Source organism: Streptomyces sp. NPDC055099 (assembly GCF_053607685.1).
Map to the genome: position 1 here is coordinate 215,559 of NZ_JBSGUA010000005.1, position 26,909 is coordinate 242,467.

At 70.4% G+C, this 26,909-nt stretch carries 24 protein-coding genes; 16 read left to right on the plus strand and 8 right to left on the minus strand.

Annotated features, from left to right (window positions below; all coding sequences use genetic code 11):
• The first annotated feature begins 92 nt into the window (after window positions 1-92).
• The 13 genes from ACWFRU_RS15475 to ACWFRU_RS15535 all read left to right on the plus strand — a co-directional run bounded on the left by ACWFRU_RS15475 (window position 93) and on the right by ACWFRU_RS15535 (window position 16,910).
• Complete coding sequence (locus ACWFRU_RS15475; RefSeq protein ID WP_453687133.1) at window positions 93-1,430, plus strand: DUF6716 putative glycosyltransferase; 1,338 nt, start codon at window positions 93-95, stop codon at window positions 1,428-1,430.
• 62 nt (window positions 1,431-1,492) lie between these two features.
• Window positions 1,493-2,779 carry a cytidylyltransferase domain-containing protein gene (locus tag ACWFRU_RS15480; protein WP_453687135.1) on the plus strand — a complete coding sequence of 429 codons (1,287 nt, stop codon included), beginning with the start codon at window positions 1,493-1,495 and terminating at the stop codon, window positions 2,777-2,779.
• A gap of 26 nt (window positions 2,780-2,805) precedes the next feature.
• Window positions 2,806-3,744: an N-acetylneuraminate synthase family protein gene (locus tag ACWFRU_RS15485; protein ID WP_453687601.1), complete on the plus strand. Its 939-nt coding sequence runs from the start codon at window positions 2,806-2,808 to the stop codon at window positions 3,742-3,744.
• Window positions 3,745-3,786: 42 nt separating this feature from the next.
• Window positions 3,787-4,896 (plus strand): hypothetical protein, encoded by a 1,110-nt coding sequence (locus ACWFRU_RS15490; RefSeq protein WP_453687137.1) that lies wholly within the window; start codon window positions 3,787-3,789, stop codon window positions 4,894-4,896.
• 1,464 nt (window positions 4,897-6,360) lie between these two features.
• Complete coding sequence (locus ACWFRU_RS15495) at window positions 6,361-7,635, plus strand: M20 family metallopeptidase (protein ID WP_453687139.1); 1,275 nt, start codon at window positions 6,361-6,363, stop codon at window positions 7,633-7,635.
• Window positions 7,636-7,923: 288 nt separating this feature from the next.
• Window positions 7,924-8,979 (plus strand): BMP family lipoprotein, encoded by a 1,056-nt coding sequence (locus ACWFRU_RS15500; protein WP_453687141.1) that lies wholly within the window; start codon window positions 7,924-7,926, stop codon window positions 8,977-8,979.
• A 209-nt stretch (window positions 8,980-9,188) separates the two neighbouring features.
• The gene (locus ACWFRU_RS15505; protein WP_453687143.1) at window positions 9,189-10,244 is read left to right on the plus strand and encodes a BMP family lipoprotein; all 1,056 of its coding nucleotides are present in this window, start codon (window positions 9,189-9,191) and stop codon (window positions 10,242-10,244) included.
• A gap of 216 nt (window positions 10,245-10,460) precedes the next feature.
• The gene (locus tag ACWFRU_RS15510) at window positions 10,461-12,086 is read left to right on the plus strand and encodes an ABC transporter ATP-binding protein (RefSeq protein WP_453687603.1); all 1,626 of its coding nucleotides are present in this window, start codon (window positions 10,461-10,463) and stop codon (window positions 12,084-12,086) included.
• Window positions 12,083-13,225 carry an ABC transporter permease gene (locus ACWFRU_RS15515; protein WP_453687145.1) on the plus strand — a complete coding sequence of 381 codons (1,143 nt, stop codon included), beginning with the start codon at window positions 12,083-12,085 and terminating at the stop codon, window positions 13,223-13,225. Before ACWFRU_RS15510 ends, ACWFRU_RS15515 begins: the two co-directional genes overlap by 4 nt.
• Window positions 13,222-14,484, plus strand: a complete 1,263-nt coding sequence (locus ACWFRU_RS15520; RefSeq protein ID WP_453687147.1) for an ABC transporter permease — start codon at window positions 13,222-13,224, stop codon at window positions 14,482-14,484. Before ACWFRU_RS15515 ends, ACWFRU_RS15520 begins: the two co-directional genes overlap by 4 nt.
• Entirely contained in the window at window positions 14,481-14,870 is a 390-nt protein-coding gene (locus ACWFRU_RS15525) for a cytidine deaminase (RefSeq protein WP_453687149.1), read from the plus strand. The genes ACWFRU_RS15520 and ACWFRU_RS15525 overlap by 4 nt, the downstream gene beginning before the upstream one ends.
• A 134-nt stretch (window positions 14,871-15,004) precedes the next feature.
• On the plus strand, window positions 15,005-16,282 hold the full coding sequence (locus ACWFRU_RS15530) for a thymidine phosphorylase (RefSeq protein ID WP_453687151.1): 1,278 nt from the start codon (window positions 15,005-15,007) through the stop codon (window positions 16,280-16,282).
• A 235-nt stretch (window positions 16,283-16,517) separates the two neighbouring features.
• Entirely contained in the window at window positions 16,518-16,910 is a 393-nt protein-coding gene (locus ACWFRU_RS15535; protein ID WP_453687153.1) for an STAS domain-containing protein, read from the plus strand.
• Here the strand turns inward: ACWFRU_RS15535 and ACWFRU_RS15540 are convergent.
• On the minus strand, window positions 16,797-17,804 hold the full coding sequence (locus tag ACWFRU_RS15540) for a sigma-70 family RNA polymerase sigma factor (RefSeq protein ID WP_453687154.1): 1,008 nt from the start codon (window positions 17,802-17,804) through the stop codon (window positions 16,797-16,799). The genes ACWFRU_RS15535 and ACWFRU_RS15540 overlap by 114 nt on opposite strands.
• Window positions 17,805-17,926: 122 nt before the next feature.
• Window positions 17,927-19,228, minus strand: coding sequence for an MFS transporter (locus ACWFRU_RS15545; RefSeq protein ID WP_453687156.1), 1,302 nt, complete (start codon window positions 19,226-19,228; stop codon window positions 17,927-17,929).
• A 62-nt stretch (window positions 19,229-19,290) separates the two neighbouring features.
• Between ACWFRU_RS15545 and ACWFRU_RS15550 the strand changes: the two genes are divergently transcribed.
• Window positions 19,291-20,289 carry a LysR family transcriptional regulator gene (locus tag ACWFRU_RS15550; RefSeq protein ID WP_453687158.1) on the plus strand — a complete coding sequence of 333 codons (999 nt, stop codon included), beginning with the start codon at window positions 19,291-19,293 and terminating at the stop codon, window positions 20,287-20,289.
• Window positions 20,290-20,305: 16 nt separating this feature from the next.
• Here ACWFRU_RS15550 and ACWFRU_RS15555 read toward each other — a convergent pair whose 3' ends face one another.
• On the minus strand, window positions 20,306-21,070 hold the full coding sequence (locus ACWFRU_RS15555; protein ID WP_453687160.1) for an alpha/beta hydrolase: 765 nt from the start codon (window positions 21,068-21,070) through the stop codon (window positions 20,306-20,308).
• 102 nt (window positions 21,071-21,172) lie between these two features.
• On the opposite strand from ACWFRU_RS15555, the gene ACWFRU_RS15560 reads away from it, so the two are divergent.
• Window positions 21,173-22,342 carry an adenosine deaminase gene (locus ACWFRU_RS15560; protein WP_453687162.1) on the plus strand — a complete coding sequence of 390 codons (1,170 nt, stop codon included), beginning with the start codon at window positions 21,173-21,175 and terminating at the stop codon, window positions 22,340-22,342.
• Window positions 22,343-22,484: 142 nt separating this feature from the next.
• Window positions 22,485-22,904 (plus strand): ATP-binding protein, encoded by a 420-nt coding sequence (locus ACWFRU_RS15565; RefSeq protein WP_453687605.1) that lies wholly within the window; start codon window positions 22,485-22,487, stop codon window positions 22,902-22,904.
• Between the two features lie 89 nt (window positions 22,905-22,993).
• Here the strand turns inward: ACWFRU_RS15565 and ACWFRU_RS15570 are convergent, their stop codons facing one another.
• From ACWFRU_RS15570 to afsQ1, 5 genes are all read right to left on the minus strand, one after another.
• Window positions 22,994-23,197, minus strand: a complete 204-nt coding sequence (locus ACWFRU_RS15570; protein WP_453687163.1) for a PspC domain-containing protein — start codon at window positions 23,195-23,197, stop codon at window positions 22,994-22,996.
• A 111-nt stretch (window positions 23,198-23,308) separates the two neighbouring features.
• Entirely contained in the window at window positions 23,309-23,899 is a 591-nt protein-coding gene (locus tag ACWFRU_RS15575) for a VanZ family protein (protein WP_453687165.1), read from the minus strand.
• Window positions 23,900-23,952: 53 nt separating this feature from the next.
• Window positions 23,953-24,555: a hypothetical protein gene (locus ACWFRU_RS15580; protein ID WP_453687167.1), complete on the minus strand. Its 603-nt coding sequence runs from the start codon at window positions 24,553-24,555 to the stop codon at window positions 23,953-23,955.
• Window positions 24,552-26,132: an ATP-binding protein gene (locus ACWFRU_RS15585; RefSeq protein WP_453687169.1), complete on the minus strand. Its 1,581-nt coding sequence runs from the start codon at window positions 26,130-26,132 to the stop codon at window positions 24,552-24,554. The genes ACWFRU_RS15580 and ACWFRU_RS15585 overlap by 4 nt, the downstream gene beginning before the upstream one ends.
• Window positions 26,129-26,806, minus strand: a complete 678-nt coding sequence (gene afsQ1, locus ACWFRU_RS15590; protein WP_030779097.1) for a two-component system response regulator AfsQ1 — start codon at window positions 26,804-26,806, stop codon at window positions 26,129-26,131. The genes ACWFRU_RS15585 and afsQ1 overlap by 4 nt, the downstream gene beginning before the upstream one ends.
• Window positions 26,807-26,909 lie beyond the last annotated feature (103 nt).

Consider the following 26,909-nt stretch of genomic DNA (forward strand, 5'->3'; position numbering starts at 1 on the left):
CCGGGCCGATTCGCCATTCGTCGGCGTGCTGTTAACCGTTTGTTGCACCTGAGTTGGGCCGCCAATCGGAATGCCTTCCTAGCGTCTTGGCTGTGCCAGCAAGCAACAGCGGGACGACACGGATCACCGTGCTCGCCGACTCCGACACCCGGTGGAAATGGGGCGCGCTCACCGCGAGCCGCCTCACCGGCGAGGGAGCGGATTCGGGTGAGGCAGCGGACATGCGCCTCGATGGACGCCTCCTGAGAGGCCGGGCCACGCCCACCGTCCGTCAGCTCGAAGAGGTCGGGGTGCGCGCGGACTCGCTCCGCGAGGTCACCGCCGTCGAATTCCTGCGCGAGGTGGAGCGCGACGCGCCCGACGTGATCGTGCTCGCCCTCGTGGGCGGCGCCGTCCAGGCGGTCCTGCACGGGCTCGCCCGGGTGGCGGAGTCCCTGGACCGGCGCCCCGTCGTCGTCACCGGCTATGTCGGAGTCGTCTACGAGAAGCTCGCCGACGGTCTGCTCCTTCGCCACGGCGCGGACGTCGTCCTCGCCAACTCCCGCCAGGACGCGGAGCGTTTCCGCGCCGTGTACGAGGGAGTGGGCGCCGACGCGTCGAGTGTCGTGGAGAGCGCGCTGCCGTTCCTCGGCGGGGCCGCGTATCTCGACGGGGGCGAGAAGCGCGACCCGTACACGGTCGTCTTCGCCGCACAGCCCTCCGTGCCCGACAGCCGCGCACACCGCACGTACCTGCTGCGCCGCATGGTCCAGCACGCACGCCTCCACCCGGACCGCGAGGTCCTGATCAAGCTGCGCAGCAAGCCCGGCGAACACACCACGCACATCGAGGAACTGCCCTACCAGAAGCTCGCCAAGGGCGAGGACCTGCCACCGAACTGCCGTCTCGTGTACGGAAACATGGGCGAGGTCCTCGACCGCACCGACCTGCTCGTCACGGTCAGCTCCACCGCCGCGCTCGAATCCCTGCACCGCCGCATCCCCACCGCGGTCCTCACCGACCTCGGGGTGCGCGAGGCACTCGGCAACCACCACTTCATCGGCTCCGGATGCCTGGCGTCCTGGGACGAGATCGACGCCGGGTACAGCCCCGAGGCCGCCCCGGAGTGGGTCGCGCGGCAGGGCGTCGCGCCGGACGGGACGTACGAAACGGCGTTCGACGCGGCACGTGAGCGCGTGGCGTCGCTGCTCGCCAGGCCCTCGCTGCCGCCGATCGCCCCGTACTACAGCCTCACCACCGCCCCCGGATACCTCCCCGGCATCCTGGCCCGCCACCACCTCGGCCCGGACGGCGCCCCGCTGCCCGGCGCGCCCGCCGCGGACCGCGAGCCCGGCCCCGTGCGCCAGGCCGTCCGCAGCGCGGCACGCGGCGCCTACCGGCACGGGGTGCAGCGCGTGGCCCCCGTCATCCGGCGGATGGGCGAGCTGTGAACCGCGATCGAGCCGCGGACCCAGGGCGTGCCGTGATCCCCCACCCCTCTCAAGGAGCCCCCATGTCTCTCCCCGCCCCAGGGAGCGCGCCCGTACGCCGCGTCCTGGCCGTCATCCCGGCCCGCGGCGGATCCAAGGGCGTGCCCGCCAAGAACCTCGCCCCGGTCGGCGGCGTGCCCCTGGTGGCGCGCGCCATCCGCGAGTGCCTGGCCGCGCGGCTCGTCACGGACGTCGTCGTCTCCACGGACGACCACGTGATCGCCGAGGCCGCGCGCTCGGCCGGCGCCGAGGTGGTCCTGCGGCCCGCGGCGATCGCGGGGGACACCGCGACCAGCGAGGCCGCGGTCCTGCACGCCATGGACGCCCACGAGGCGCTGCACGGCACCTCCGTGGACGTCGTCCTGCTCGTGCAGTGCACCAGCCCCTTCATCGTCCGTGAGGACGTCGACGGCGTGGTCGGCTCGATCATCGAGGGCGGCGCGGACACCGCGCTGACCGTCGCCCCCTTCCACGGCTTCGTGTGGCGGGACGCCGACGACGAGCCCAAGGCCCTGGACGCGCGCCGCACCGGCGAGGTGGGCGGCACCACGAAGGTGGCCAGCTCCACGGCGACCGACGGCGGCTACGGCATCAACCACGACAAGTCCTTCCGCCCGCGCCGCCAGGACCGCCCCCAGGACCTCCTGGAGACCGGCGCGGTCTACGCCATGGACGTGGCCGGCTTCCGCGAGCACAAGCACCGCTTCTTCGGGCGTACCGAACTGGTCCGTACGGACCCGGCGCGCGTCCTGGAGATCGACGACCCGCACGACCTGGCCCGCGCCAGGGCGCTCGCGCCGCTCTTCGACTCCGGCCGGGCCGACGCCCTTCCGACCCGCGACGACATCGACGCGGTCGTACTCGACTTCGACGGCACCCAGACGGACGACAGGGTGCTGATCGACTCCGAAGGACGGGAGTTCGTCTCCGTGCACCGCGGGGACGGCCTCGGCATCGCCGCCCTGCGTGACGCGGGCATCCCGCTGCTGATCCTGTCCACGGAGAAGAACCCGGTCGTCGCCGCGCGGGCCCGGAAGCTGCGGCTTCCCGTCCTGCACGGCATCGACCGCAAGGACCTCGCACTCAAGCAGTGGTGCGAGGAGCAGGGCATCGCTCCCGAGCGCGTGCTCTACGTCGGCAACGACGTCAATGACCTCCCGTGCTTCGGCCTTGTCGGCTGGCCCGTGGCGGTCGCGAGCGCCCACGACGTCGTGCGCGGCGCCGCACGCGCGGTCACCGCTCTCCCCGGTGGTGACGGCGCGATCCGAGAGATCGCCGCATGGATTCTCGGCCCCTCCCTCAACAAGTAAGGAACGTTCCTGCCATGAGCTCTACGATCTCCAACTCCCGTCTGCGCAGCTTCGGTTCGAAGACGGCCGGCCCCGGCCGGCCCGTCTACATCACCGGCGAGATCGGCATCAACCACAACGGCGAGCTGGACAACGCCCTCGCCCTGATCGACGTGGCCGCCGACGCCGGCTGCGACGCGGTCAAGTTCCAGAAGCGCACCCCGGAGATCTGCACCCCGCGCGACCAGTGGGACATCGAGCGCGACACCCCCTGGGGCCGGATGACGTACATCGACTACCGCCACCGCGTCGAGTTCGGCGAGTCCGAGTACCGCGCGATCAGTGACCACTGCGCCAAGCGCGGCATCGACTGGTTCGCTTCCCCGTGGGACACCGAGGCCGTCGCCTTCCTGGAGAAGTTCGACGTCCCGGCCCACAAGGTCGCCTCGGCCTCCCTCACGGACGACGAGCTGCTGCGCGCCCTGCGCGCCACGGGCCGCACGGTCATCCTCTCCACGGGCATGTCGACCCCGAAGCAGATCCGCCACGCGGTCGAGGTCCTCGGCTCGGACAACATCCTGATGTGCCACGCCACGTCGACGTACCCGGCGCAGGCCGAGGAGCTGAACCTCCGCGTCATCAACACCCTCCAGCAGGAGTACCCGAACGTCCCGATCGGCTACTCCGGCCACGAGACGGGCCTGCAGACCACGCTCGCCGCGGTCGCCCTCGGCGCCACCTTCGTGGAGCGCCACATCACCCTCGACCGCGCCATGTGGGGCTCGGACCAGGCGGCGTCGGTGGAGCCGCAGGGCCTGACCCGCCTCGTCCGCGACATCCGCACCATCGAGGCCTCCCTCGGTGACGGCGTCAAGAAGGTCTACGAGTCGGAGCTCGGCCCGATGAAGAAGCTGCGCCGCGTCGCGGGCGTCGTCGCCGAGGCCGACGCGGCCGAGGGTGCCGACCGTGAGCCGGTCGCGGTCTGAGCGCGAGACCACCCCACTAGGACAGGACACGGTCATACGACGATGAGCCCCCGAACCGGGCCGACGGCCCCCACCGATGCGGCGCCCACCACCCTGGCGTTCGTAGAGAGCCCTGTGCAGCTCCTCAACGTCCTTGAGTGGGCGCATTCGGCGGGGGCGACCGGCCCGGCCGGAGGGCTCACCGTCGTCGTCCTCTCCCCGAACGACCCCATGACCCGCGGCCAGCTGCGCCGCATGGCCCAGCTGGCCCGCGACGAGGGCCTGAACGTCCGCTGGGAGGAGGCGCGCGGCGGCGCGGCTGCTCCCTTCCAGACCATCGGCGGCCTGACGGGCCCGCTGCGGGCCGCGGACCGGATCGTGATCGGCGATCCGTTCTCGCGCTACGTGCAACTGCTCCTGACGATCACGCGGGCCCGCTCGCTGGTGGTCGTGGACGACGGCACGGCCACGATGGAGTTCATCTCCCAACTTGCGGCCGGGGAACGGCTGGTGCGCTGGCACCGGCGCGGCGGCCGCCCCGGCATACGGGACCTGGCCTTCGCCCCGGTCTCGTCCTCCGCCCGCCGCCGCCTGACGCCCGGCGGGAAGCGGTCGGTGGAGGTCTTCTCCTCGATGCCGATCGAGTCGGCGCCGGACGGTGTCGTCGTCACGGCCAACACCTTCGCCTGGACGCGGGACCGCTTCGGCCCGCCGCGGGTGTCGAAGGGGGCGGACCTGGTGGGTACGTCGCTCGTGGAGACGGGCGTGGTGGACCCGGACCGCTACGTGGAAGCGGTCCGCTCCCTGTCCCGCGCCCACGGCGCGACGCGCTACTTCGCCCACCGCCGCGAAAGCTCCGAGAAACTCCACCGCCTGGCGGTGGAAACGGGCCTCCAGGTGGTACGCCCGGACCTCCCCCTCGAACTGATCGCCCGCCGCGGCCCGATCGGCCGCACGATCCTGAGCTTCCCCTCAACCGTGGTCCACACCCTCCCCCTCGCCCTGGCGGGCACGGAGGTCCGCGTCGCGGTCTGCGACATCGACCCGGCCTGGCTCACGGAAACCGCCTCACCAAGGGCCCAGGGCTTCCTGTCAGGCGTAACGGGAACGGCAAAGGACGCACACCGCCTGGCATCGGTGACCCCGCCCCGGGGCGTCGCGGCTACGGCGTAGGACGAGCTTCGCTCTCCGCGCTACGGGGGCTTCGGTCGGCCGGTGGCTTTGGTGGGCGCCGGGGGCCGTCCGGTGTCGCGAGGTTGGTGGTTCCGGCCGGGAGTCAAGGGCGCTCCTACGTCGCGTCGGCTACGCCGATTCCGCTGCGCTCCACCCTTGACACCCGCCCCTCCACCACGCGAGGGAAGACAACCGGACGGCCCCAGGGGCGGGACTCTCGACCAGGCCCGATTGTGTGTCGGGGTGTGCGTGCCGAGTGCGGACTGGTTCGGTTGGGGCGGCCGGGGGTGGTGGGGTGCGCGGCTGCTCCGGGGAGGGGTGCCGGTCTCGTCAAGCGGGTGAGGGTCTCGTTGAGTGGGTGTCTCTGCGGGCCCGCCCCATCCTGAGTGCGTCGCCCCCTCGCGGATCTCTCGCCGACCACCTCGTCACGATCTCTCGCCGGAGTCTTTCGCGTCGGCCCGTCTATCAGTCGCCTAGGTGGGTTACGGAGGTGCGGGATGCAGCGAAGTCCCGCGAGAAGGAGGCCTGAGGGCGCGGTTCGTGGGACTTCATTGCGATCCGCGCCCGTAGTGCATCGAAAAGGCACGGGACGCATCGGGAGGGTCGGTGGGTCGTGCATCGGGAGGGGTCGTGGCGCATCGGGGGGGCGTGCGATCGGGACCCCACCGGCGGGGCTCCGGTGGCTGGACCGGGACCTACTTCGGGGAAGTTGTGTTCTGACAGTTGGGGGGCGCGCGGGTTCGCTAACGCGCCTTCTGCGGATTAGGTGCCCGACCCCCTCCCACCCCGGCAGGGCCCCGCCCCCGCACCGCGCGCAACCCCATGGGCCGGTCCCACCCCCGCAGCCTCCGCAAGCCCCGAGACCGGCCGCGCACCCCTTCACCCCCGGGTCACCCCCGACGAACCAGTCCGCAGTCGCTTGACGAGACCGGCACCCATCCCCGGAGCGGCCGCGCCCCCCACCGAACCAGTCCGCACTCGGCACGCAAACCCCACCCAGATGACGGGCCTGGTCGAGAGTCTCGCCCCTGGGGCCGTCCGGTTGTCTTCCCTCGCGTGGTGGAGGGGCGGGTGTCAAGGGTGGAGCGCAGCGGAATCGGCGTAGCCGACGCGACGTAGGAGCGCCCTTGACTCCCGGTCCGGAACCACCAACCTCGCGACACCGGACGGCCCCCGGCGCCCACTAAAGCCACCGGCCGACCGAAGCCCCCGTAACGGTCAGCGAGCGCCCGCCCCCACCCCGAACTCCGTAGGAACCGCGACGCGGGAAGCCGTGCATGCGGGCCCGTGTGACCAGCGCTTCGGCTCCCGCAAGGAGCCCTGAAAAGCCTCAGAGCCTACCCAGCTCAACTAGCGCCCATGCGCCACGCGGCCACTTTTTCTTACCCTATCGGGCTGAACTTTTGTTGATCGTGGGTCAGTTGGCCCACGCGCCGCCCTACCCTTCAGAGGGTGAACCAACTGATGTCGCAAGAGTCCGAGCGAGGGTCCGGGGCCGATCTGCCCGGGGAAGCAGCGGGGGACGCCCCCGGGGAAGCAGCGCTCCCCGGTGCGCTCCCGGACGACCTGCGCGCCGAACTGATCGACTTCCGCCGCGACTTGCACATGCACCCCGAGCTCGGGAACCAGGAGTTCCGCACCACCGCGGCCCTCAAGGCCCGGCTCGAGCGCGCGGGGCTCGAACCCCGCGTACTCGCCATCGGCACGGGACTCGTCTGTGACATCGGGGTGGGGGACGAGGAGCAGCGTGGCGGCGGCGTCCGCCCCATGCTCGCCCTGCGTGCCGACATCGACGCGCTGCCCATCCCCGACACCAAGCTCGGCGCCCCGTACCGCTCCACCGTGCCCGACCGCGCCCACGCCTGCGGTCACGACGTGCACACCACCGTGGTGCTCGGGGCCGGGCTCGTTCTCGCCGAGCTCGCGAAGCAAGGGCAACTGCCGCAGCCCGTGCGGCTGATCTTCCAGCCCGCGGAGGAAGTGCTGCCCGGCGGGGCGCCCGACGCCATCGAGTCGGGGGTGCTCGAAGGGGTGGGACGCATCATCGGCGTGCACTGTGATCCCCGTGTCGACGCCGGGAAGATCGGGCTGCGGCACGGCGCCATCACCTCCGCCTGCGACCGGCTCGAAGTCTCGCTCGACGGGGCGGGAGGCCATACCGCCCGGCCTCACCTGACCACCGACCTCGTCACGGCCGCCGCCAAGGTCGTCACCGAGGTTCCCGCGCTCGTCGCCCGCCGCATCGACGCCCGTTCGGGGCTCGCGGTGACCTGGGGCCGCATCGAGTCCGGGCACGCCTGCAACGTCATCCCGCAGCACGCCGAACTCTCCGGCACCGTCCGCTGCCTGGACCTCGACGCATGGCGGAAGGCCCCCGACCTGGTGCACGGCGCGATCCAGGAGATCGCCGACCTGTACCGCGCCAAGTCCGAGGTCAACTACATCCGCGGGGTGCCTCCCGTGGTCAACGAGCCCGGCATGACGGACCTGTTGAGCGAGGCCATGCGGCTGCGCCGCGGACCGCACTCCGTCGAGGACACCGAACAGAGCCTGGGCGGCGAGGACTTCTCCTGGTACCTGGAGCACGTGCCGGGCGCCATGGCCCGCCTCGGCGTCCGTACGCCCGGCGAGCGCACCGTCCGCGACCTCCACCAGGGCGACTTCGACGCGGACGAGTCGGCGATCACGGTCGGCGTCGAGATGTTCACCGCCGCCGCGCTGCTCGACGGAGCCCGGTAGGCAGGCCCGGTAGACAAGCCCGGTGGGTAAGCACTGCTATCGGCCGGTTACGGCGGACCCGTTCATCCGGACGTAACCGGCCCTCGGCACGAATAGGTAACGGCAGTGCGAAACCCCGTTCCCCTCCCTTTCTACGCGCGTTACTGTGCGCCGAAATCAGGCCCTTCAAGGGTGCTTTGGGGAACGTAAGGGGTGCGTCCTATGCGTCTTCGTCGAGGATCTTGTGGAACCCGGAACTCCCGTGGAACCCGGGACTTCCGTGGAACCCGCCGATCGAAGCTCTCCCAGGTGGCCGTCGTGGTGGCGTCCCTCGCCCTCGCGGCCTCAGCGTGCGGCAAGACCAGCAGCGAGGCATCGGAGGAGGACGGCAAGGACGACAAGTCCGGAGGGTCGTCGAAGTACTCGGACAAGGGCATCGGCCTCGCGTACGACATCGGCGGCCAGGGCGACCAGTCCTTCAACGACGCCGCCTACGCCGGATACGCGAAGGCCCGCAAGGACTTCAAGATCGGCGGCGTGGACATGGAGCCGGGCGACGGCGAGTCCAGTGCCGACAAGGTGCAGCGGATCGAGCAGCTGGCGAAACAGGGCTACGACCCGGTCATCGGGGTGGGATACATCTACGCGCCCGCGATCAAGGAAGTGGCGTCGAAGTTCCCGAAGACCACCTTCGGGATCATCGACGACAACACCGTCAAGGCCGACAACGTCGCCGACCTGGTCTTCCATGAGGAGCAGGGGTCGTATCTCGCGGGCGTCGCCGCCGCGAAGGCCACCAAGGCCGATCACGTCGGGTTCATCGGCGGCGTGGACATCCCGCTCATCCACAAGTTCGAGGCCGGCTTCGTGCAGGGCGTGAAGGACACGAACCCCAAGGTCAAGGTCGAGAAGCAGTACCTGACCGAGAAGCCCGAGGACGGCGGCTTCAGCAGTCCCGACAAGGGGGAGAACGCAGCCAGCGGCCAGATCGAGTCGGGCGCCGACGTGCTCTACCACGCGGCGGGGCTCTCCGGGCAGGGCGTGATCCAGGAGGCCGGCTCGCAGAAGGTGTGGGCGATCGGCGTCGACTCCGACCAGTACAAGCAGAAGGCCCTGGCCAAGTACAAGGACTACATCCTCGGCTCCGCCCTCAAGGACGTCGGCGGGGCGGTGTACGACCTGACGAAGTCCGTCGTCGAGGGCAAGCCGATCACGGGCGAGCAGCGCTACGACCTGAAGTCGGGTCGCGTCGGCTTCGCCGACAGCAACCCGAAGTACACGGCGATGAAGGACGTGGTCGCCGCCGTGGAGAAGGCCGAGAAGGACATCGTCGACGGAAAGGTCACGGTCAAGACCACCCCGTGACCACCCGGCCGTAGCTGTGGGGCGCCCCTTGCGTGAGGGGCGCCCCACAGTGCGTACATGATCCCGCAACCTCGCGGCCACAGCTCGATAACGGACGGGACAGAAGGGTTCTTATGTCAGGTCTACGCGCGTTACGCTGCGGCGAAATCAGCGCCAGGTGAGGCGCTCGTACGTGCTTGTGCTTGCTTGTACATAAGGAGTTCCTCTCTATGCGCCGGGTTTCCCGAATCGCCGCAGCGGGCGTGGCCACCGCCGCACTCGCCGTCTCCGCCACCGCTTGCGGCGGCACGTCCAGCGACGCCGCAGGCTCCAAGAGCGACGGCAAGAGCAAGGGCGTCGCCATCGCGTACGACGTCGGCGGCAAGGGCGACCAGTCCTTCAACGACGCCGCGACCGCCGGCATGGACAAGGCCGCCAAGGACCTGAAGATCGGCAAGAAGGCCGTCGAGCCGAACGACGGCGAGTCCGACGCCGACAAGGCCCAGCGCCTCACCCAGCTGGCCAAGCAGGGCTACAACCCGGTGATCGGCGTCGGTTACGCCTACGCCCCCGCGGTCAAGGAAGTCTCCGCCAAGTTCCCGAAGGTCACCTTCGGCATCGTCGACGACGAGACGGTCAAGGCCAAGAACGTGGCCGACCTGGTCTTCAGCGAGCAGGAGGCCTCGTACCTCGCGGGCGTCACCGCCGCCAAGACGACCAAGAGCAAGACCGTCGGCTTCGTCGGCGGCGTGGACGTCCCGCTGATCCACAAGTTCGAGGCGGGCTTCACGCAGGGCGTCAAGGACACGAACCCCAAGGTCAAGGTCGTCAAGCAGTACCTGACGGAGAAGGCCGAGGACGGCGGCTTCACCAGCCCCGACAAGGGCAAGACCGCCGCGCAGGGCCAGATCGAGGACGGCGCCGACGTGGTCTACCACGCCGCCGGTCTCTCCGGTCAGGGTGTCATCGAGGCCGCCGCCGCCAAGAAGGTCTGGGCGATCGGTGTCGACTCCGACCAGTACAAGCAGGACGCGCTCGCCAAGTACAAGAAGTACATCCTGACCTCCGCGACGAAGGACGTCGCCGGGTCGGTCTACAACCTGGCGAAGGCCGTCGCCGACGACAACGCCGAGGGTGGCGTCGTCCGCGCCGACCTCAAGTCCGGTGGCGTCGCGCTCGCCGACTCGAACCCCGAGTTCAAGAAGAACGCCGACCTCCAGGCCGCTCTGAAGAAGGCCGAAGAGGGCATCATCAGCGGCAAGATCAAGGTCAAGGCCACGCCGTGACGGCTGGCGTCACCACTGCGTGACGACAGCGCGGTGACCACCTCGACAACGGTCGCCGCAGCCGTAACAACAGCGTGATGGTCGCGGAACGGGGTGTGGGGGACGATGGTTTCCCCCGCGCCCCGTTCGCGCGGCCCACTGCCCAACTCCCGTCGAACCAGGGGCGCTACGCGCGTAGGTGGCCCCTTTCCTGAGGATTCCCGAGGAGAGTGCGCCATCGACGCGTCCACCAGGCCCGACAAGGGCCAGACCACCGCCCAGGCCGTTGCCGTTGAACTCACCGGCATCACCAAGCGCTTCCCGGGCGTGGTGGCCAACCACGACATCCGCCTGATCGTCCGCAAGGGCACCGTGCACGCCCTCGTCGGCGAGAACGGCGCGGGCAAGTCGACCCTGATGAAGATCCTCTACGGCATGCAGAAGCCGGACGAGGGCACCATCGCCGTCGACGGCACCCAGGTGAGCTTCGCCGGCCCCGCCGACGCCATCGCCCGCGGCATCGGCATGGTCCACCAGCACTTCATGCTCGCCGACCAGCTCACGGTCCTGGAGAACATCGTTCTCGGCAGCGAGAAGCTGCACGGCATCGGCGGCGCCGCCCGCCGCAAGATCGCCGAGATATCCGAGCGGTACGGCCTCGGGGTACGCCCCGACGCCATGGTCGAGGACCTCGGCGTCGCCGACCGCCAGCGCGTGGAGATCCTCAAGGTCCTCTACCGCGGCGCCACGACGCTCATCCTGGACGAGCCGACCGCGGTCCTCGTGCCGCAGGAGGTCGACGCGCTCTTCGACAACCTGCGCGAGCTGAAGTCCGAGGGCCTGTCCGTCATCTTCATCTCCCACAAGCTGGGCGAGGTCCTGTCCGTCGCCGACGACATCACCGTCATCCGGCGCGGCACGACGGTGGGCACGGCGATCCCCTCCGAGACCACCCCGCGCCAGCTCGCCGAGCTGATGGTCGGCAGCGAGCTGCCCACCCCGGAGACGGCCGAGTCGACGGTCACCGACCGCGCGATGATCGAGGTCGAGGGGCTCAAGCTGCTCGCCGACGGCGAGTCGGGCCGCGCCCTCCTCGACGACATCTCCTTCACCATCCACGAGGGCGAAGTGCTCGGCCTCGCGGGTGTGGAGGGCAACGGGCAGACCGAGCTGATCGACGCGCTCATCGGCCTCAAGCACGCCGACTCCGGCGTCATCCGCATGGCCGGGAAGGACATCACCGACCTGGCCACGCGCCACCGCCGCGAGCAGGGCGTCGGCTACATCCCCGAGGACCGCCACCGCCACGGCCTCCTCCTGGAGTCGCCGCTCTGGGAGAACCGCATCCTCGGGCACGTCACCGAGAAGCCCAACTCCCGCGGCAAGGGCGGCTTCTGGCTCGACCCCAAGGGCGCGCAGGCCGACACCCGGCGCATCGTCGAGGAGTACGACGTCCGTACGCCCGGCATCGACGTCACGGCGGCCTCGCTCTCCGGCGGCAACCAGCAGAAGCTGATCGTCGGCCGCGAGATGAGCCACAAGCCCCGCTTCCTGATCGCCGCCCACCCCACCCGGGGTGTGGACGTCGGCGCGCAGGCCCAGATCTGGGACCAGATCCGCGAGGCCCGGCGGGAAGGACTCGCGGTCCTCCTCATCTCGGCCGACCTGGACGAGCTGATCGGCCTCTCCGACACCCTCCGCGTGATCTACCGCGGGCGGCTCGTCGCCGACGCCGACCCGGCCACCGTCACGCCGGAGGAGCTCGGCTCGGCCATGACCGGCGCGGCCTCCGGTCACCTCGAACACGTAGAAGAAGACCCCGAAGAGGGCTCTGGCGACGCTTCGGAGGACGAGGCCCGATGAAGAAGTTCGACAAGGAGCGCGTGCTCCTCGCGGTGGCCGGACCGGTCATCGCGCTCGTCGTGGCCGTGGCGCTGACCTCGGTCGTGCTGCTCGCCTCGGGCAAGAGCCCGATCGAGCCGTACACGCTGATGCTGGAGCAGATCAGCTACTCCGACGTCCAGGTCCTGACCATCAACCAGGCCGGGATGTACTACCTGGCGGCGCTCGCGGTGGCCGTCGGCTTCCGCATGAACCTGTTCAACATCGGTGTGGACGGGCAGTACCGCCTCGCCGCGATGACCACCGCCGTGGTCGGCGCGCACGTCGCGCTCCCGGCCCCGCTCCAGATCCCGCTCCTGATGCTGGTCGCCATGCTCACCGGTGCCTTCTGGGCGGGCATCGCGGGCATCCTGAAGACCACCCGCGGGGTCAGCGAGGTCGTCGCGACGATCATGCTCAACGCCATCGCGACGAGCGTCATCGGCTACATGACCCTCACCGAGAACTTCGGTGTCCCGGTCGGCAACAACCAGACCACCGGCGAGATGCACGAGTCCGGCTGGTTCCCCGGCATCAGCATGGGCGAGTCCGGCGAGATCTACGGCTTCGTGATCATCGCCGCGCTCGCGGGCGTCCTGTACTGGGTGGTCCTCAACCGCACCCGCTTCGGGTTCGACCTGCGCGCCACCGGCGCCTCCACGTCGGCCGCCGCGGCGTCCGGCGTGAACGCCAAGCGCATGGTGCTCAGCGCAATGCTGATCTCCGGAGCGGTCGCCGGCCTCGCCGGCATGCCGATCCTGCTCGGCGACACCCACACCTACAGCCTCAGCTTCCCCGCGGGGCTCGGCTTCACCGGCATCGGCATCGCGCTCCTCGGCCGCAACAACCCGGTCGGCATCGCGTTCGCCTCGCTGCTCTGGGCCTTCCTCGACAAGGCGTCGCCCGCCCTGGACTACGCGACCCCGGTCGCGTACGACAAGGAGATCGCGGTGATCATGCAGGGCCTCATCGTGATCGCGGTCGTCGTCTCCTACGAGGCCGTACGCCGTTGGGGCCTCAAGCGTCAGCAGCGCCGCGTCGGCGAGGAACTGGCCGCCGCGGCCCGCAACAACGGCAACAACGGCAACAACGACACCGTGAAGGAGGTGGCTGCCCGATGAGCTCGGCAACCGTAGCCAAGCCCCCGGCCAAGCAGCCCGCGCCGGGCCGCCGCCGCATATCGCTCCCCGTCCTCCTTCTCGTGATCGCGGGCGTCCTCGTCCTGACGTCCGTGGTCCGGCTGATCACCGACGCGAACGGCATCACCTCCACCGGCCAGATGTCGACCGCGCTGCGGCTCGCCGTGCCGATCGGCCTCGCGGGCCTCGGCGGTCTGTGGGCCGAGCGCGCGGGCGTGGTCAACATCGGCCTCGAGGGCATGCTGATCCTCGGCACCTGGTTCGGCGCGTTCGCCGGTTACCAGTGGGGCCCGTGGGTCGGCATCCTGTTCGGCATCCTCGGCGGCGCGCTCGGCGGTCTGCTGCACGCGATCGTCACGGTCACCTTCAACGTGAACCACATCGTCTCCGGTGTGGCCATCAACATCCTCGCCCTGGGCGTCACGCGCTATCTCTCCACCTTCGCCTTCGAGGGCAAGGAGGGCGGCACGTCGAAGCAGTCGCCGCCGGTGGACTCGCTCGGGGAGTTCTCCGTGCCGGGTCTCTCCGACTGGCTGCAGGACCTGAACGAGAAGCACTGGTTCCTCGTCTCGGACATCGCGGGCCTGCTCGGCGGCCTGTTCACGAACCTGTCGCCGCTCACGGTCATCGCCATCGCGATGGTGCCGCTGAGCTGGTGGGTCCTGTGGCGTACGTCGTTCGGTCTGCGCCTGCGCTCCTGCGGCGAGAACCCGGTCGCCGCCGAGTCGCTCGGCGTGAACGTCTACAAGTACAAGTACCTCGCCGTGATCATCTCCGGTGGTCTGGCAGGCCTGGGCGGCGCGTTCCTGTCGCTCGTCGCCTCGAACATCTACCTGGAGGGCCAGACCGGCGGCCGCGGCTACATCGGCCTCGCCGCCATGATCTTCGGCAACTGGATGCCCGGCGGACTCGCGCTCGGTGCCGGCCTGTTCGGTTACACCGACAGCCTGAAACTCCGGGGCGGCGGCACGAACGTGCACGCGCTGCTGCTGCTCCTGGCAATCCTCCTGGTCATCGGCGCGGCTTACCTCATCTGGCGCAAGCGTTACATCCCCGCGGCGATCACCGCGGCCGTCTCGGCGCTGATGTTCGCGTGGTACGGCTTGACCGACGAGGTGCCCAACCAGGTCGTCACCGCGACGCCGTACGTCGTCACGCTGCTCGTGCTCTCGCTCTCCGCCCAGCGGCTGCGGATGCCGAAGGCGGACGGCCAGCCCTACCGAAAGGGACAAGGAACGTGACCGAGACCGACTGGGACGCGTTGCGGGATGCTGCGCGCGAGGCCATGTCCCGTGCGTACGCGCCTTACTCGGGCTTCCCGGTCGGTGCCGCGGCCCTCGTGGACGACGGCCGCACGGTGTCGGGCTGCAACGTGGAGAACGCGTCGTACGGCCTCGGCCTGTGCGCCGAGTGCGGCCTCATCTCGCAGCTCCAGCTCACCGGGGGCGGCCGTCTGACGCACTTCACCTGCGTCGACGCCAAGGGCGAGATCCTGATGCCGTGCGGCCGCTGCCGCCAGCTGCTCTACGAGTTCGGCGGCCCGACGCTCCTCCTGGAGACGGCCGCGGGCATCCGGACGCTGGAGGACATGCTGCCGGACGCGTTCGGCCCGCAGCACCTCAACTGACGTACGGCCCCTGCCGGTTGCGATCCGGTCGGCAGGGGCCTTCTTCATCTCGCGGCTCTATGCGCGTAGAGTTTCGCGATCACTGTGTTGGACCTGTTGTAGATCACCGTTGTAGGCGCAAGAGGGGTTATGCCATGGACGTCATCTCCGTCATCCGTACGAAGCGGGACCGCGGCGAGCTGAGCGGCGAGCAGATCGACTGGGTCATCGACGCGTACACGCGCGGCGTGGTCGCCGACGAGCAGATGTCGGCCCTGGCCATGGCGATCCTGCTGAACGGCATGAACCGCGGCGAGATCGCCCGCTGGACCGCCGCGATGATCGCGAGCGGCGAGCGCATGGACTTCTCGTCGCTCTCCCGCCCCACGGCCGACAAGCACTCCACGGGCGGGGTCGGCGACAAGATCACGCTGCCGCTCGCCCCGCTGGTCGCGGCGTGCGGCGCGGCGGTGCCGCAGCTCTCGGGCCGCGGTCTCGGCCACACGGGCGGCACCCTGGACAAGCTGGAGTCGATCCCCGGCTGGCGCGCCCTCCTCTCGAACGAGGAGATGCTCTCCGTCCTCGACGGCGTGGGCTCGGTGATCTGCGCGGCGGGCGACGGCCTGGCCCCGGCCGACAAGAAGCTGTACGCGTTGCGGGACGTGACGGGAACGGTCGAGGCCATCCCGCTCATCGCTTCCTCGATCATGTCGAAGAAGATCGCGGAGGGTACGGGCTCGCTGGTCCTGGACGTGAAGGTCGGCACCGGCGCCTTCATGAAGACGCTGGAGGACGCGCGTGAACTGGCGTCCACGATGGTCGGCCTGGGCACGGACCACGGCGTACGCACGGTGGCGCTCCTCACCGACATGTCCACGCCGCTGGGTCTGACGGCGGGCAACGCTCTTGAGGTCCGCGAGTCGGTGGAGGTCCTCGCGGGCGGCGGCCCGGCGGACGTCGTGGAGCTCACCCTCGCCCTGGCGCGCGAAATGCTGGACGCGGCGGGTCTGAAGGACGTCGACCCGGCGAAGGCGCTGGCGGATGGCTCGGCGATGGACGTCTGGCGCCGGATGATCTCCGCCCAGGGCGGCGACCCGGACGCGGCCCTCCCGGTGGCCCGGGAGACGCACGTCGTGACGGCGCCGTCGTCGGGCGTCCTGACCCGCCTGGACGCGTACGACGTCGGCGTCGCCGCGTGGCGGCTCGGCGCGGGGCGTGCGCGCAAGGAGGACGTGGTGCAGGCGGGGGCGGGGGTTGAGCTGCACGCCAAGCCGGGGGCTCAGGTGCGAGCGGGGGAGCCGCTGATGACCCTGCACACGGACACCCCCGAGCGCTTCGAGTACGCCTTGCAGGCGGTGCGGGGTTCCTTCGACATCGCGCCGGAGGGCACGGAGTTCTCGGCGACGCCGATTGTGTTGGACCGCATCGCGTAGGGGTTTGCTTTCCCCCACCCCGCCCCTTCCCGAAACCATGGGGCTCCGCCCCCTGGACCCCCAAAAGATGTCCTCAAACGCCGGACGGGCTGGATTGCCAGCCCGTCCGGCGTTTGAGGACGAACTCGGCGGAGCCGGTGATTGCGGTCACCAAGGCCCCCGCGCCAGAGCGGGTTTTCGGGAAGGGGCGGGGTGGGGGAGACGGCCCGCCGCAGGCGAAACGGTGGGCCTACCGATGAGTTCCGGCGGCCGGCCCAGTCATCCCAACGTGAACCCCAAGACGACGCCGACCCTCACCCTGACCGGCACCCTCGACCGAGAGGCCACGCACCGCCTCTGCGAAGAGGCCCGCGCCACGCTGCAAGCGACCGGCGCGGAAGTCCTCGTATGCGACGTGGCGGACCTGGGCCCGCCCGTACTCGCCGCGATAGACGCCCTCGCCAGACTTCAGCTCACCGCCCGCCGCGCAGGCGGCCGAATCCGCCTGCGGAACCCGGCCCCGGCCCTCCGCGAGCTACTGGACCTCGTCGGGCTCCCCATTGAGGTCGAGATGGGTCGGCAGGCCGAACAGCGGGAACCACCGGGGCGTGTCCAGGAAGCAGTGGAAGCCCGCGATCCGCCCCTCTGAGATCTCGATGACCTGAATCGCCCACGGCGTGAACCCGCCCTTCTCGGGGTCGGGCTTGTAGTGGGCGAAGCCCGGCGTGCCGTTGACATTGACCGGGAACAGGCGGCTGTCGGCGCAGGAGGCGCCCATCGTCGACATGAAGCCGGTGATGTCGGCCGTGCCGCGCAGCCACAGGTCGAACGGGGGCATCGTCATGATGGCGTCTTCGTGCAGCAGCGCCGTCAGCGCCGCCATGTCGTAACCCTCGAAGGCGGCGACATACCGCTCGAGCAGCTTCTGCTGCTCCTCGTCCAGTGGGTCGGACACGGCGGTGTCGTCGCCCGGCCCCTCGGCCAGCGTCGCCCGCGCCCGCTGCAACGCGCTGTTGACGGAGGCCACCGAGGTGTCGAGGAGCTCGGCGGCCTCGCTGGCCTTCCACGCGAGGACCTCACGCAGGATCAGCACCGCCCGCTGCTTGGGCGGCAGTTGCTGCAGGGCGGCGACGAACGCGAGCCGCACCGACTCCTTCGCCACGGCGGCCTCGGCGGGGTCGCTGACGGAGGGCAGCACGCGCGCGTCCGGCATCGGCTCCAGCCATACGTTGTCCGGGCGCGGGGTGAGCGCGGCCTGCGCGAGCGGCGCCGACGCGGTCAGGTCCATGGGGCGGGCCCGGCGGTTGCCCGCGTTCAGCATGTCCAGGCAGACGTTCGTCGCGATGCGGTACAGCCAGGACCTCAGGCTGGAGCGGCCCTCGAACTTCTCGTAGCTCCGCCAGGCGCGGACCATCGTGTCCTGCACCGCGTCCTCGGCCTCGAAGGCGGAGCCCAGCATGCGATAGCAGTACCCGGTCAGCTCGACCCGGTGTTTCTCCAGCGTGACGTCGAGCTCCGACGTCGTCCCTGCGATGTCAGTCATACCAACCCACCCACCCCTGCGGCTGCCACGAAAGTCCCGGCACTTTGGAAGCTACCGCAGCCCACTGACAACGGCCCCCGGAGTAGGAAAAACCGCAGGCGGGAGAGGGTCGCCCGGGACGGTCAGTGCGCCGCCACGAGCCGCTGCCGGTCCCGCCGCTCCTGGACCCGGGCCACGTGCGACCCCCAGACGGTGAGGGACACGACTCCGCCCACCGCGAGCAGCCCGAGGCCCACCGTCCCGGCCCAGCCCCCCGCGTGGAAGGCGACCGCGCCGAGCGTGCCGCCCGCGCTGGAGCCCAGGTAGTACGCGGACTGGTAGAGCGCGGAGGCCTGCGCGCGCCCCTCGGTGGCCGTACGGCTCACGGACGAGGAGGCGACCGCGTGACCCGCGAAGAAACCGGCGGTGATCAGGACGAGCCCGAGCAGCACCATGACCAGGGAGTCGGAGAGGGAGAGCAGCAGACCGCCGGCCGTCGTGCTCACCGCCAGGTACAGCGCCCCGCGCCGCCCGAGCCGCGTCACGAGCTTGCCCGCGGCGGCCGACGAGACCGTGCCGACGAGGTAGACCAGGAAGATCGAGCCGATGATGCCCTGCGGGAGCGAGAACGGCGCCTCGGTGAGGCGGTAGCCGATGACGGTGTAGACCGCGCCGAACACCGTCATGAACAGCGCGCCGATCGCGTACAGCCTGCACAGCAGCGGGTTGGAGAGGTGCGAACGGATCGTGCGGCCAAGGGCCTTGGGGTTGAGCGAGCCCGGCGTGAAGTGGCGCGGCGCGGGAAGCAGCGCGCGGAAGGCGAGGGCGCACAGGACGGCCACGACACCCACGACGCCCACGGCCACGCGCCAGCCCCATGCCTGCGCGACCCAGCCGGTGATGATGCGCCCGCTCATGCCGCCGATGGAGTTCCCCGCCACGAACATGCCGATCGCGGCGACCAGCGCCTTGGGCCTGACCTCCTCCGCGAGGAAGGCCATCGCGGACGCCGGGAGCCCGGCGAGCGCGGCGCCCTGGACGGCGCGCAGCGCGATGAGCGCGCCGATGGAGGGCGCGAAGGGGACGAGCAGACCCACGACCACCGCGACCGTCAGCGAGACGGTCATGAGCGTGCGCCGCCCGAAACGCTCGCTGAGCGCGCTCAGGGGCAGTACGAAGAGGGCCAGCGCGCCCGTGGCGGCCGACACCGTCCAGCTCGCCGAGCTCGCGCTGACGCCGAAGTCGGCGGAGACGAGGGGGAGCAGCGCCTGCGTGGAGTAGAGGAGGGCGAAGGTCGCGACGCCTGCGAGGAAGAGGGCGAAGCTCATCCGCCGGTAGCCGGGGCCGCCGGGGTCCAGGCGTGTGTCGGCGGGTTCGGTCTGCGGGGACGACGGGGAGAGGGCGGCCGCGTGGGTGACGGACGCCCCGCTACTGGCAGGAGGCATGCGTCGAACGTAGGCACACGAGACTCATCCGTCCAATGCATGAACTGGTCATAATCGTTCCCATGGTGCATGAGCGCAGTTCAGAGCGGCGTCTGTCGCAGAGCAGTTACGTAGGAGACATCGGCGCGGCGGTGTCCGCGCCGGCCGAGCTGACGCCGGAGTCCTGGTCCGCGCTGCTCTCGCCGCGGCTCGCGTACTTCGCGGGGGTCGCGCGGACGGAGCATGTGACACGGGCCGCGCAGGAGATGCAGGTGCCGCAGTCGACGCTGTCGCGTGCCCTCGTCCGTCTCGAACAGGACCTGGGCGTCGACCTGTTCGCACGCCACGGCCGTACGGTGTCGCTGACCCCGGCGGGCCGCACGTTCCTGGCCTCCGTCGAGCGGGCGCTAGGTGAGGTGGAGCGGGCCGCGGAGTCCGTGCGGGCGGACGCGGACCCGGCGTCGGGCAAGGTCGCCTTCGGCTTTCTGCACACCATGGGCTCGGAGACCGTGCCCGGCCTGATCCGCGCCTTCCGCGCGGATCATCCGCGGGTCCGCTTCAGCCTCGTACAGAACTACGGGGAGGCGATGATCGAGCGGCTGCGGGCGGGGGAGCTCGACCTGTGCCTGACGTCGCCCGTGCCGGACGCGCCCGATCTCGCCGCCCGCCGCCTGGACGAACAGCGGCTGCGCCTGGTCGTGCCGGACGACCACCGCCTCGCCTCCCGGAAGCGGGTGCGTCTCGCGGAGGCGGCGGACGAGGCGTTCGTGACCCTCGAACCCGGCTACGGCCTGCGGCGCATCACGGACGACCTCTGCCAGGAGGCGGGCTTCAGGCCGCGGGTCGCCTTCGAGGGGGAGGAGGCGGAGACGCTCCGTGGCCTGGTGGCGGCGGGGCTGGGGGTGGCCCTGCTCCCACCACCGGCCGTCCCACGCCCCGGAGTCGTGGAGCTGACGGTGACGGGGCAGCGGGCGGTGCGGGAGATCGGGGTGGCCTGGCTGGACGGGCATCCGGATACACCGCCGGTGGCGGCGTTCAAAAAGTTCCTGCTGGGGAGGCGGGGGCGGCTGCTGCCGGAGTAGGGAGCCGTGAGCCCCCTCAGTGCCGCATCGACTTCCCGAACCCCGCCGCCAGCGGCATCCGCAGCCCCAGCGGCGGCGGGGCCGCCAGCGCGTCCTCCAGGGGGCGCGCGTACGCACGGCCGAACAGTGAGCCCAGGACGAAGTCCGAGGCCAGCGCCTGGACTTCGTCATGGTGCTGCTGCAGCCGGTGGCCGTCGGAGTGGACCTCGAACCGGCACACCTCGCGGTTCGCCTTCTTCGCCCGCGCCGCGAGTCGGAACGACAGCTCGGGGTCGGTGCGCTCGTCGTTCGTGCCGTGCACGATCAGGACCCGCCGCCCGGCGAGCTGCCTCACCGGCTCGGGGGAGGCGGCCACGTCGTCCTCGGGCAGCCAAGGGGCCAGCGCCAGGACGGAGTTGACCGCTTCGTGGCCGCCGGCCCGCAGAGCGGCCCGGCCGCCCATGTCCCGGCCCACGAGGCAGATCGAGACGTCGCCGTAGAGTCGGACGATCTCGTCGGCGGCCCACTCCGCGTCCCGCGCGAGCTGCGCCTGCGCACCGTTCCACCCGCGGCTGCGGTAGTGCACGACGTGCACGGCGAGCCCCTCCTCGCGGCCGTCCTGGGCGAGCCTGCGGCCGAGCGCGCGCACCGCGGACGCGGCGAACGGGGACGGCTTGCGGTCGGAGGTCTCGTGGCCGCCCGGGAGCAGCAGCACGGCGCCGCTGACCGCCGAAGGACGGGCGCCGATCACGCGTCCGAGCCTGGCCGCGCGCGCGGAATCGGGCGTCGCTTGCTGTGCCATGACAGAACAGTGTCAGAAGCGATGGTGTACGCCACCCGTCCGCGGGGTCACTGTTACGTATCGACCCGTGAGATCTACGCGCGTAGGCGCTAGAGTGCCGAGATGACGAGCCAGACCACCAAAGCCGGTCAGACGGACCGCGAAACGCCCAGCGCCGACCAGATCCGCCGCGCCCCGAAGGTGCTCCTGCACGACCACCTCGACGGCGGCCTGCGCCCCGGCACGATCGTCGACCTCGCCCGCGAGTCGGGGTACGAGGGTCTGCCCGAGACCGACCCCGACAAGCTGGGGATCTGGTTCAGGGAAGCCGCCGACTCCGGTTCGCTGCCGCGCTATCTGGAGACCTTCGCCCACACCTGCGCCGTGATGCAGACGAAGGACGCCCTCAAGCGCGTGGCGGCCGAGTGCGCCGAGGACCTCGCCGAGGACGGCGTCGTCTACGCCGAGATCCGGTACGCCCCCGAGCAGCACCTGGAGCAGGGCCTCACCCTCGAAGAGGTCGTCGAGGCCGTCAACGAAGGTTTCCGGGAAGGCGAGCGGCGCGCGAAGGGGAACGGTCACCGCATCCGCGTGGGCGCGCTGCTCACCGCCATGCGGCACGCGGCCCGCGCCCTGGAGATCGCCGAACTCGCCAACCGCTACCGCGATCTGGGCGTCGTCGGCTTCGACATCGCGGGCGCGGAGGCGGGCTTCCCTCCCACCCGGCACCTCGACGCCTTCGAGTACCTCAAGCGCGAGAACAACCACTTCACCATCCACGCCGGTGAGGCCTTCGGTCTGCCGTCCATCTGGCAGGCCCTCCAGTGGTGCGGCGCCGACCGCCTCGGCCACGGCGTGCGGATCATCGACGACATCCAGGTCGCCGACGACGGCACCGTGAAGCTCGGCCGCCTCGCCAGCTACGTACGCGACAAGCGCATCCCCCTGGAGATGTGCCCGAGCTCCAACCTGCAGACGGGCGCCGCCGACTCGTACGCCGACCACCCCATCGGTCTGCTCCGCAAGCTGCACTTCCGGGCCACGGTGAACACCGACAACCGTCTGATGTCCGGCACCAGCATGAGCCGTGAATTCGAGCATCTGGTCGGGACTTTCGGCTACACGCTCGACGACATGCAGTGGTTCACAGTCAATGCGATGAAATCAGCGTTCATTCCTTTCGATGAACGCCTGGCCATGATCAATGACGTCATCAAGCCCGGATATGCCGAGCTGAAGTCCGAATGGCTGTTCCGTCAGACCGCCTCCACCAGGGCTTCTGTCGACGTGTAACAGGAAATGAAGCAGTTCGGACGCGGCCGGGAACATTAATTCCCGGCCGCGTTTTTGCTGTTTCGCTGTTTGCGGACCGCCCCTTCACATGTTTACGGTCATGGGCCGCTCGAAAGTCCCCGTCATCAAGGACGCATTGAAGATGAAGCAGTCTGCCGCCAAGACCCTCGGTGTCGCCGCTCTCGGCGCCGCCTTCGCCGCCGCGGGCGCGGGTGCCGCCACCGCCGCGCCGGCCCTGCCCGACGCCACGGGCGCCCTGGGCTCCGCCACCGCCATGCTCCCCATGGAAGCGGTCGGCGAGAAGCTGCCCGCCGGCGGCCCCGAGGCGATCTCCGCCGGCCAGAACGTGCTCGGCAGCACCCTGCAGGCCTCCGCGCCGACCGTGGACAAGCTCGGCGAGAGCATGAAGGACGCCAGCGACCGGGGCAAGCCCGCCGCGGCCGACCCGGTCTCCGGTCTGCTCGGTGGCCTGCCGGTCGCCGGCGCCCTGCCCACGCAGGGCCTGCCCCTCCAGGGCCTGCCCACCGAGGGCCTGGGGCTGAACGGTCTGCCGCTCGGCTGATCCTCGCGGTCCCCGCACACGCCGATGGGGCGCACCCCTTGTTCGAGGGTGCGCCCCATCGGCGTATGTGTGCGGCGGGGGCCGCCGGTTCACCAGGCTGCCTGCCTGGCCTTGTTCTCGGAGGGCAACAGGGCCCAGAGCGCGATGTAGAGCAGGAACTGCGGTCCTGGCAGCAGGCACGAGACCACGAAGATCACGCGCATCGTGGTCGGCGACGTGCGGAAGCGCTTGGCGAGGGCGGCACACACTCCGCCGATCATCCGGCCGTGGGTGGGGCGGGCAAGGGCGGTCATGGTGGCTCCTTCGTGAACCGTGGCGATGAGGCCCGGGGCGTTTCCCGATGCGTTCCGGGGGGTTTCCCCGATGACTCAAAGCTACGTTCACGAAGCGGGCGAAGCGTCGCTCTAAGGTGCGATACCGACCCTGGGAATCGTCGGGGTCGGCCCCTGAGAAGCGTCCTCCCGCAGGAGGGCCGCCCGCTGCTCCCCGTCCGTACGGCGGCGGAGCCTGGCCCTGGCCGCGGGCACCACGGCGAGATGCGCGAGGGCCACGCCCACCGAATTCAGGAACAGCGAGTCGATGTCGACGACCTGCCCGGGGACCCCGGTCTGCAGCAGTTCGATGCCGAGCGAGATCAGCGCGCCCGCCGCGACCGTCCGCACCAGCGAACCGAGCGGTGACACGTGAACCCGCCCACCGGCGAGCGGAAGCAGCACACCGAGCGGGGCGAGGAGCAGCAGACTGCCGCCTATCTGCCGGGCGGCCTGCACAGGTCCGAGCGCCAGATCCGCCTTGATGCCGGCGAACGGCTGAAGATTCGCCGCGCTGACCCACGGCACGTCCAGTGGACGCAGAGTGAGCCAGCCGACGAACAGAAGATGCGCGACGAGGAGGAATCCTCCTGCCGCACGGAAGCGGATGGCGGCCCCGTGGCCGCCCGAGCCTTGACGCACGCCCCCCAAGACGCGCCCGACGGCAGGATCGGTTCCGCGCATTCACTCCCGGAACACGCGCTGTCCTGATCGCACACCGTGACTGTCTTGATCGACTACTTCACGGTCTCCGTGGGCGGAGCCACCGTCCCGGGACGCTGACGGACCGCCTGCGTGCATTCGTAGCGGCGCAGCGGGGCGTCACCGGGGCCGCCCATGATCACCTGACGGTCGTCGCCCGCCGCCGCGCTGTCCGCGAACGTGCAAACGATCTGTGCCAGCGCGAACGCCGAAAGATCCTCTGGGGACGTGCTGAACCGCAGCGCGTCCTCGGGGTCGCCCTTCCCGGGTCCGCTGACGACCGTGCCGCCGCGTACGTCCGTCGCGAAGCCCGCCTGCTTCTCCGGGGCCGAGGGCGCCTGCGACAGCTCGTCGAGGAGCGCCTGCGCGATCCGTACCCGGTCCGTCGTCGCCTTCTCGGTGGGAATCCGCACCGACCGGTCGACGGTCACGAGCTGCGCCGCGCACACCAGGAAGACCTGCACGGGAACCCCGCTGGTGGACTGCGACGCGATGCTCGACCCGGACATCACGCAGGGCACCCGGGAGGGCCCCGGGCCGAAGTCCGTCGGCACCTCCGTCGAGCGGATGCCGCAGCCCGCGAGGAGCGTGGTCAGCGCGGTGGCGAGCAGCGCGGCGCGCAGCCGTCGGTGGTTCATCGCTTCTCTCCCTCGACGGTGTCGCCGCCGTCCGCGCCCTGAGCGGGCTCGTCCTCGGGCAGCGGCTCCGACGGGTCGCGCGGCAGCCACAGCGTGAACACCGCGCCGCCCTTGGGCGAGTTCGCGGCGGTGATCTCCCCGCCGTGGATGTGGGCGTTCTCCAGGGCGATGGAGAGCCCCAGGCCACTGCCCTCCGACCGCGGCCGGGAGGCGCTCGCCTTGTAGAAGCGGTCGAAGACGTGCGGCAGTACGTCCTCGGGGATGCCGGGGCCTCCGTCACGCACCGCGATGACGAGCTTCTCGCCCGCGATCCGCACCGAGACCTCCACCGGGGAGCCGCCGTGCTTGAGCGCGTTGCCGATCAGGTTCGCCAGGATGACGTCCAGACGACGCGGGTCGAGCCGCACCATGATGCCGCGCTCCGCGTCCAGCTCGACCGCGTCGAGCCAGGCACGGGCGTCGATGCACGCCGTGATCTGGTCCGCGATGTCGACGTCGTCCAGGACGAGCCTTGCCGTACCCGCGTCGAAGCGGGTGACCTCCATCAGGTTCTCCACCAGGTCGTTCAGCCGGCGGGTCTCGCTGACCACGAGCCGCACGGCGGGCTCGATCATCGGGTCGACGGACCCGGTCTCGGCGTCCAGCTCCTCTTCCAGGACCTCCGTCACCGCGGTGATCGCGGTCAGCGGCGTACGCAGCTCGTGCGACATGTCGGCGACGAAGCGCCGCGACGCCTCGTCACGGGCGCTCATGTCGTCGACCTTCTTCTCCAGGCTCTCCGCGGTCCGGTTGAACGTCCGTGACAGATCGGCCAGTTCATCCGTGCCCGACACCCGAAGGCGCGTGTCCAGCTTGCCCTCGCCGAGCCGCCGCGCGGCGACGCCGAGCCGGTGCACCGGCTTGAGCACGGTGGTCGCGGCGGCCTGCGCGAGCAGCGCGGAACCGATGAGCGCGAGCCCCGTCGCGATGGCGAGGGACCAGCCGAGCGAACTGAGGTCCTTCGCCTCCGGCTCGAGGGACTTGAGCATGTAACCGGTCGGCCCGCCGCCGATGACCTTGGCACCGCCCACGAGATACGGGGTGCCGCCCTCGACGGTCCGCTGCCAGTACAGGTGATACGGACTCTTGTTGCTGGAGGTGAGCGGCTGCTCCTTGTTCACCGTCTTGCGCAGCGACTTGGGCACGTCGGCGAGCGTGAAGGCGTCCAGGTCGGAGTAGCCGACGATCGTGTCACCGTCGGCGTCCTTCCCGATCAGGAGCACGCTGTAGCGCTGGCTGCTGTTGGCCATCGTCCCGGCGGCCTGCTGCAGTTCGTCCTGGGTCGGATTGGGCGGCAGCGCACCGGCGCGGGTCTGCATCTCCTGCTGGAAGTCCTTCAGGGCCGCGTCCTGCGCGCGCGTCAGGACCGCCTCGCGGTTCAGCCAGTACGCGATTCCGGACGCCGTCACGGCGGCGGTGAGCGCCACCAGGCCGAACACCACCACGAGCCGGAGCCTGAGGCTCGTGAAGCGCAGCCCCGCCATGATCGCCTTGCGCGCCGCGGCCCAACCGCGGAGCTTGTCCTGCGGTTTGGTCACTGAGGAGTGTCCAGCCGGTAGCCCACTCCACGCACCGTACGGATCAGCGTCGGCGAGGACGGAACGTCCTCCACCTTCGCGCGCAGCCGCTGCACACACGCGTCGACCAGCCGGGAGTCACCGAGGTAGTCGTGCTCCCACACCAGACGCAGCAACTGCTGCCGCGAGAGCGCCTGTCCGGGCCTGCGGCTCAGCTCCAGGAGCAGCCGCAGCTCGGTCGGCGTGAGCTGCAGGTCCTCGCCGTTCTTCGTGACGGTCATGGCGGCGCGGTCGATGACGAGCGAACCGAAGGTCGCCGCGTCATTGGCCTCGCGCTCACCGCGCCGGAGCACCGCGCGGATACGGGCGTCGAGCACCCGGCCCTGCACGGGTTTCACCACGTAGTCGTCGGCACCGGACTCGAGCCCGACGACGACGTCGATGTCGTCGCTGCGCGCGGTCAGCAGGATGATCGGCAACTGGTCGGTGCGCCGGATGCGACGGCACACCTCGAAGCCGTCGATGCCCGGCAGCATCACATCCAGCACGATCAGGTCCGGCCGCTGCTCACCGAGCAGCTTCAGGCCGTCCTCGCCGGTGGCAGCAGTGGCCACCCGATGCCCTTGGCGGGTGAGCGAAAGCTCAAGGGCCGTACGGATGGCGTCGTCGTCCTCGATCAGCAACAGGGAAGGCACGGACGTCATTCTGTCCCATGGCACGGGCACAGTTCGACTGTTGGTCGGCTCCCACACTTCTCCCCTACACATGGAAGGCCTGTTGCAGGCCTGTGACAGTCGG

What these genes read in the sequence shown, in the direction of transcription:
- ACWFRU_RS15480 (WP_453687135.1), top strand. Translation starts at nt 1,493, where the DNA reads ATGTCTCTCCCCGCCCCAGGGAGCGCGCCCGTACGCCGCGTCCTGGCC.
- ACWFRU_RS15490 (WP_453687137.1), top strand. Translation starts at nt 3,787, where the DNA reads ATGAGCCCCCGAACCGGGCCGACGGCCCCCACCGATGCGGCGCCCACC.
- ACWFRU_RS15495 (WP_453687139.1), top strand. Translation starts at nt 6,361, where the DNA reads ATGTCGCAAGAGTCCGAGCGAGGGTCCGGGGCCGATCTGCCCGGGGAA.
- ACWFRU_RS15505 (WP_453687143.1), top strand. Translation starts at nt 9,189, where the DNA reads ATGCGCCGGGTTTCCCGAATCGCCGCAGCGGGCGTGGCCACCGCCGCA.
- ACWFRU_RS15515 (WP_453687145.1), top strand. Translation starts at nt 12,083, where the DNA reads ATGAAGAAGTTCGACAAGGAGCGCGTGCTCCTCGCGGTGGCCGGACCG.
- ACWFRU_RS15520 (WP_453687147.1), top strand. Translation starts at nt 13,222, where the DNA reads ATGAGCTCGGCAACCGTAGCCAAGCCCCCGGCCAAGCAGCCCGCGCCG.
- ACWFRU_RS15530 (WP_453687151.1), top strand. Translation starts at nt 15,005, where the DNA reads ATGGACGTCATCTCCGTCATCCGTACGAAGCGGGACCGCGGCGAGCTG.
- ACWFRU_RS15535 (WP_453687153.1), top strand. Translation starts at nt 16,518, where the DNA reads ATGAGTTCCGGCGGCCGGCCCAGTCATCCCAACGTGAACCCCAAGACG.
- ACWFRU_RS15540 (WP_453687154.1), bottom strand. Translation starts at nt 17,804, where the DNA reads ATGACTGACATCGCAGGGACGACGTCGGAGCTCGACGTCACGCTGGAG.
- ACWFRU_RS15545 (WP_453687156.1), bottom strand. Translation starts at nt 19,228, where the DNA reads ATGCCTCCTGCCAGTAGCGGGGCGTCCGTCACCCACGCGGCCGCCCTC.
- ACWFRU_RS15550 (WP_453687158.1), top strand. Translation starts at nt 19,291, where the DNA reads ATGGTGCATGAGCGCAGTTCAGAGCGGCGTCTGTCGCAGAGCAGTTAC.
- ACWFRU_RS15555 (WP_453687160.1), bottom strand. Translation starts at nt 21,070, where the DNA reads ATGGCACAGCAAGCGACGCCCGATTCCGCGCGCGCGGCCAGGCTCGGA.
- ACWFRU_RS15560 (WP_453687162.1), top strand. Translation starts at nt 21,173, where the DNA reads ATGACGAGCCAGACCACCAAAGCCGGTCAGACGGACCGCGAAACGCCC.
- ACWFRU_RS15565 (WP_453687605.1), top strand. Translation starts at nt 22,485, where the DNA reads ATGAAGCAGTCTGCCGCCAAGACCCTCGGTGTCGCCGCTCTCGGCGCC.
- ACWFRU_RS15570 (WP_453687163.1), bottom strand. Translation starts at nt 23,197, where the DNA reads ATGACCGCCCTTGCCCGCCCCACCCACGGCCGGATGATCGGCGGAGTG.
- ACWFRU_RS15575 (WP_453687165.1), bottom strand. Translation starts at nt 23,899, where the DNA reads ATGCGCGGAACCGATCCTGCCGTCGGGCGCGTCTTGGGGGGCGTGCGT.
- ACWFRU_RS15580 (WP_453687167.1), bottom strand. Translation starts at nt 24,555, where the DNA reads ATGAACCACCGACGGCTGCGCGCCGCGCTGCTCGCCACCGCGCTGACC.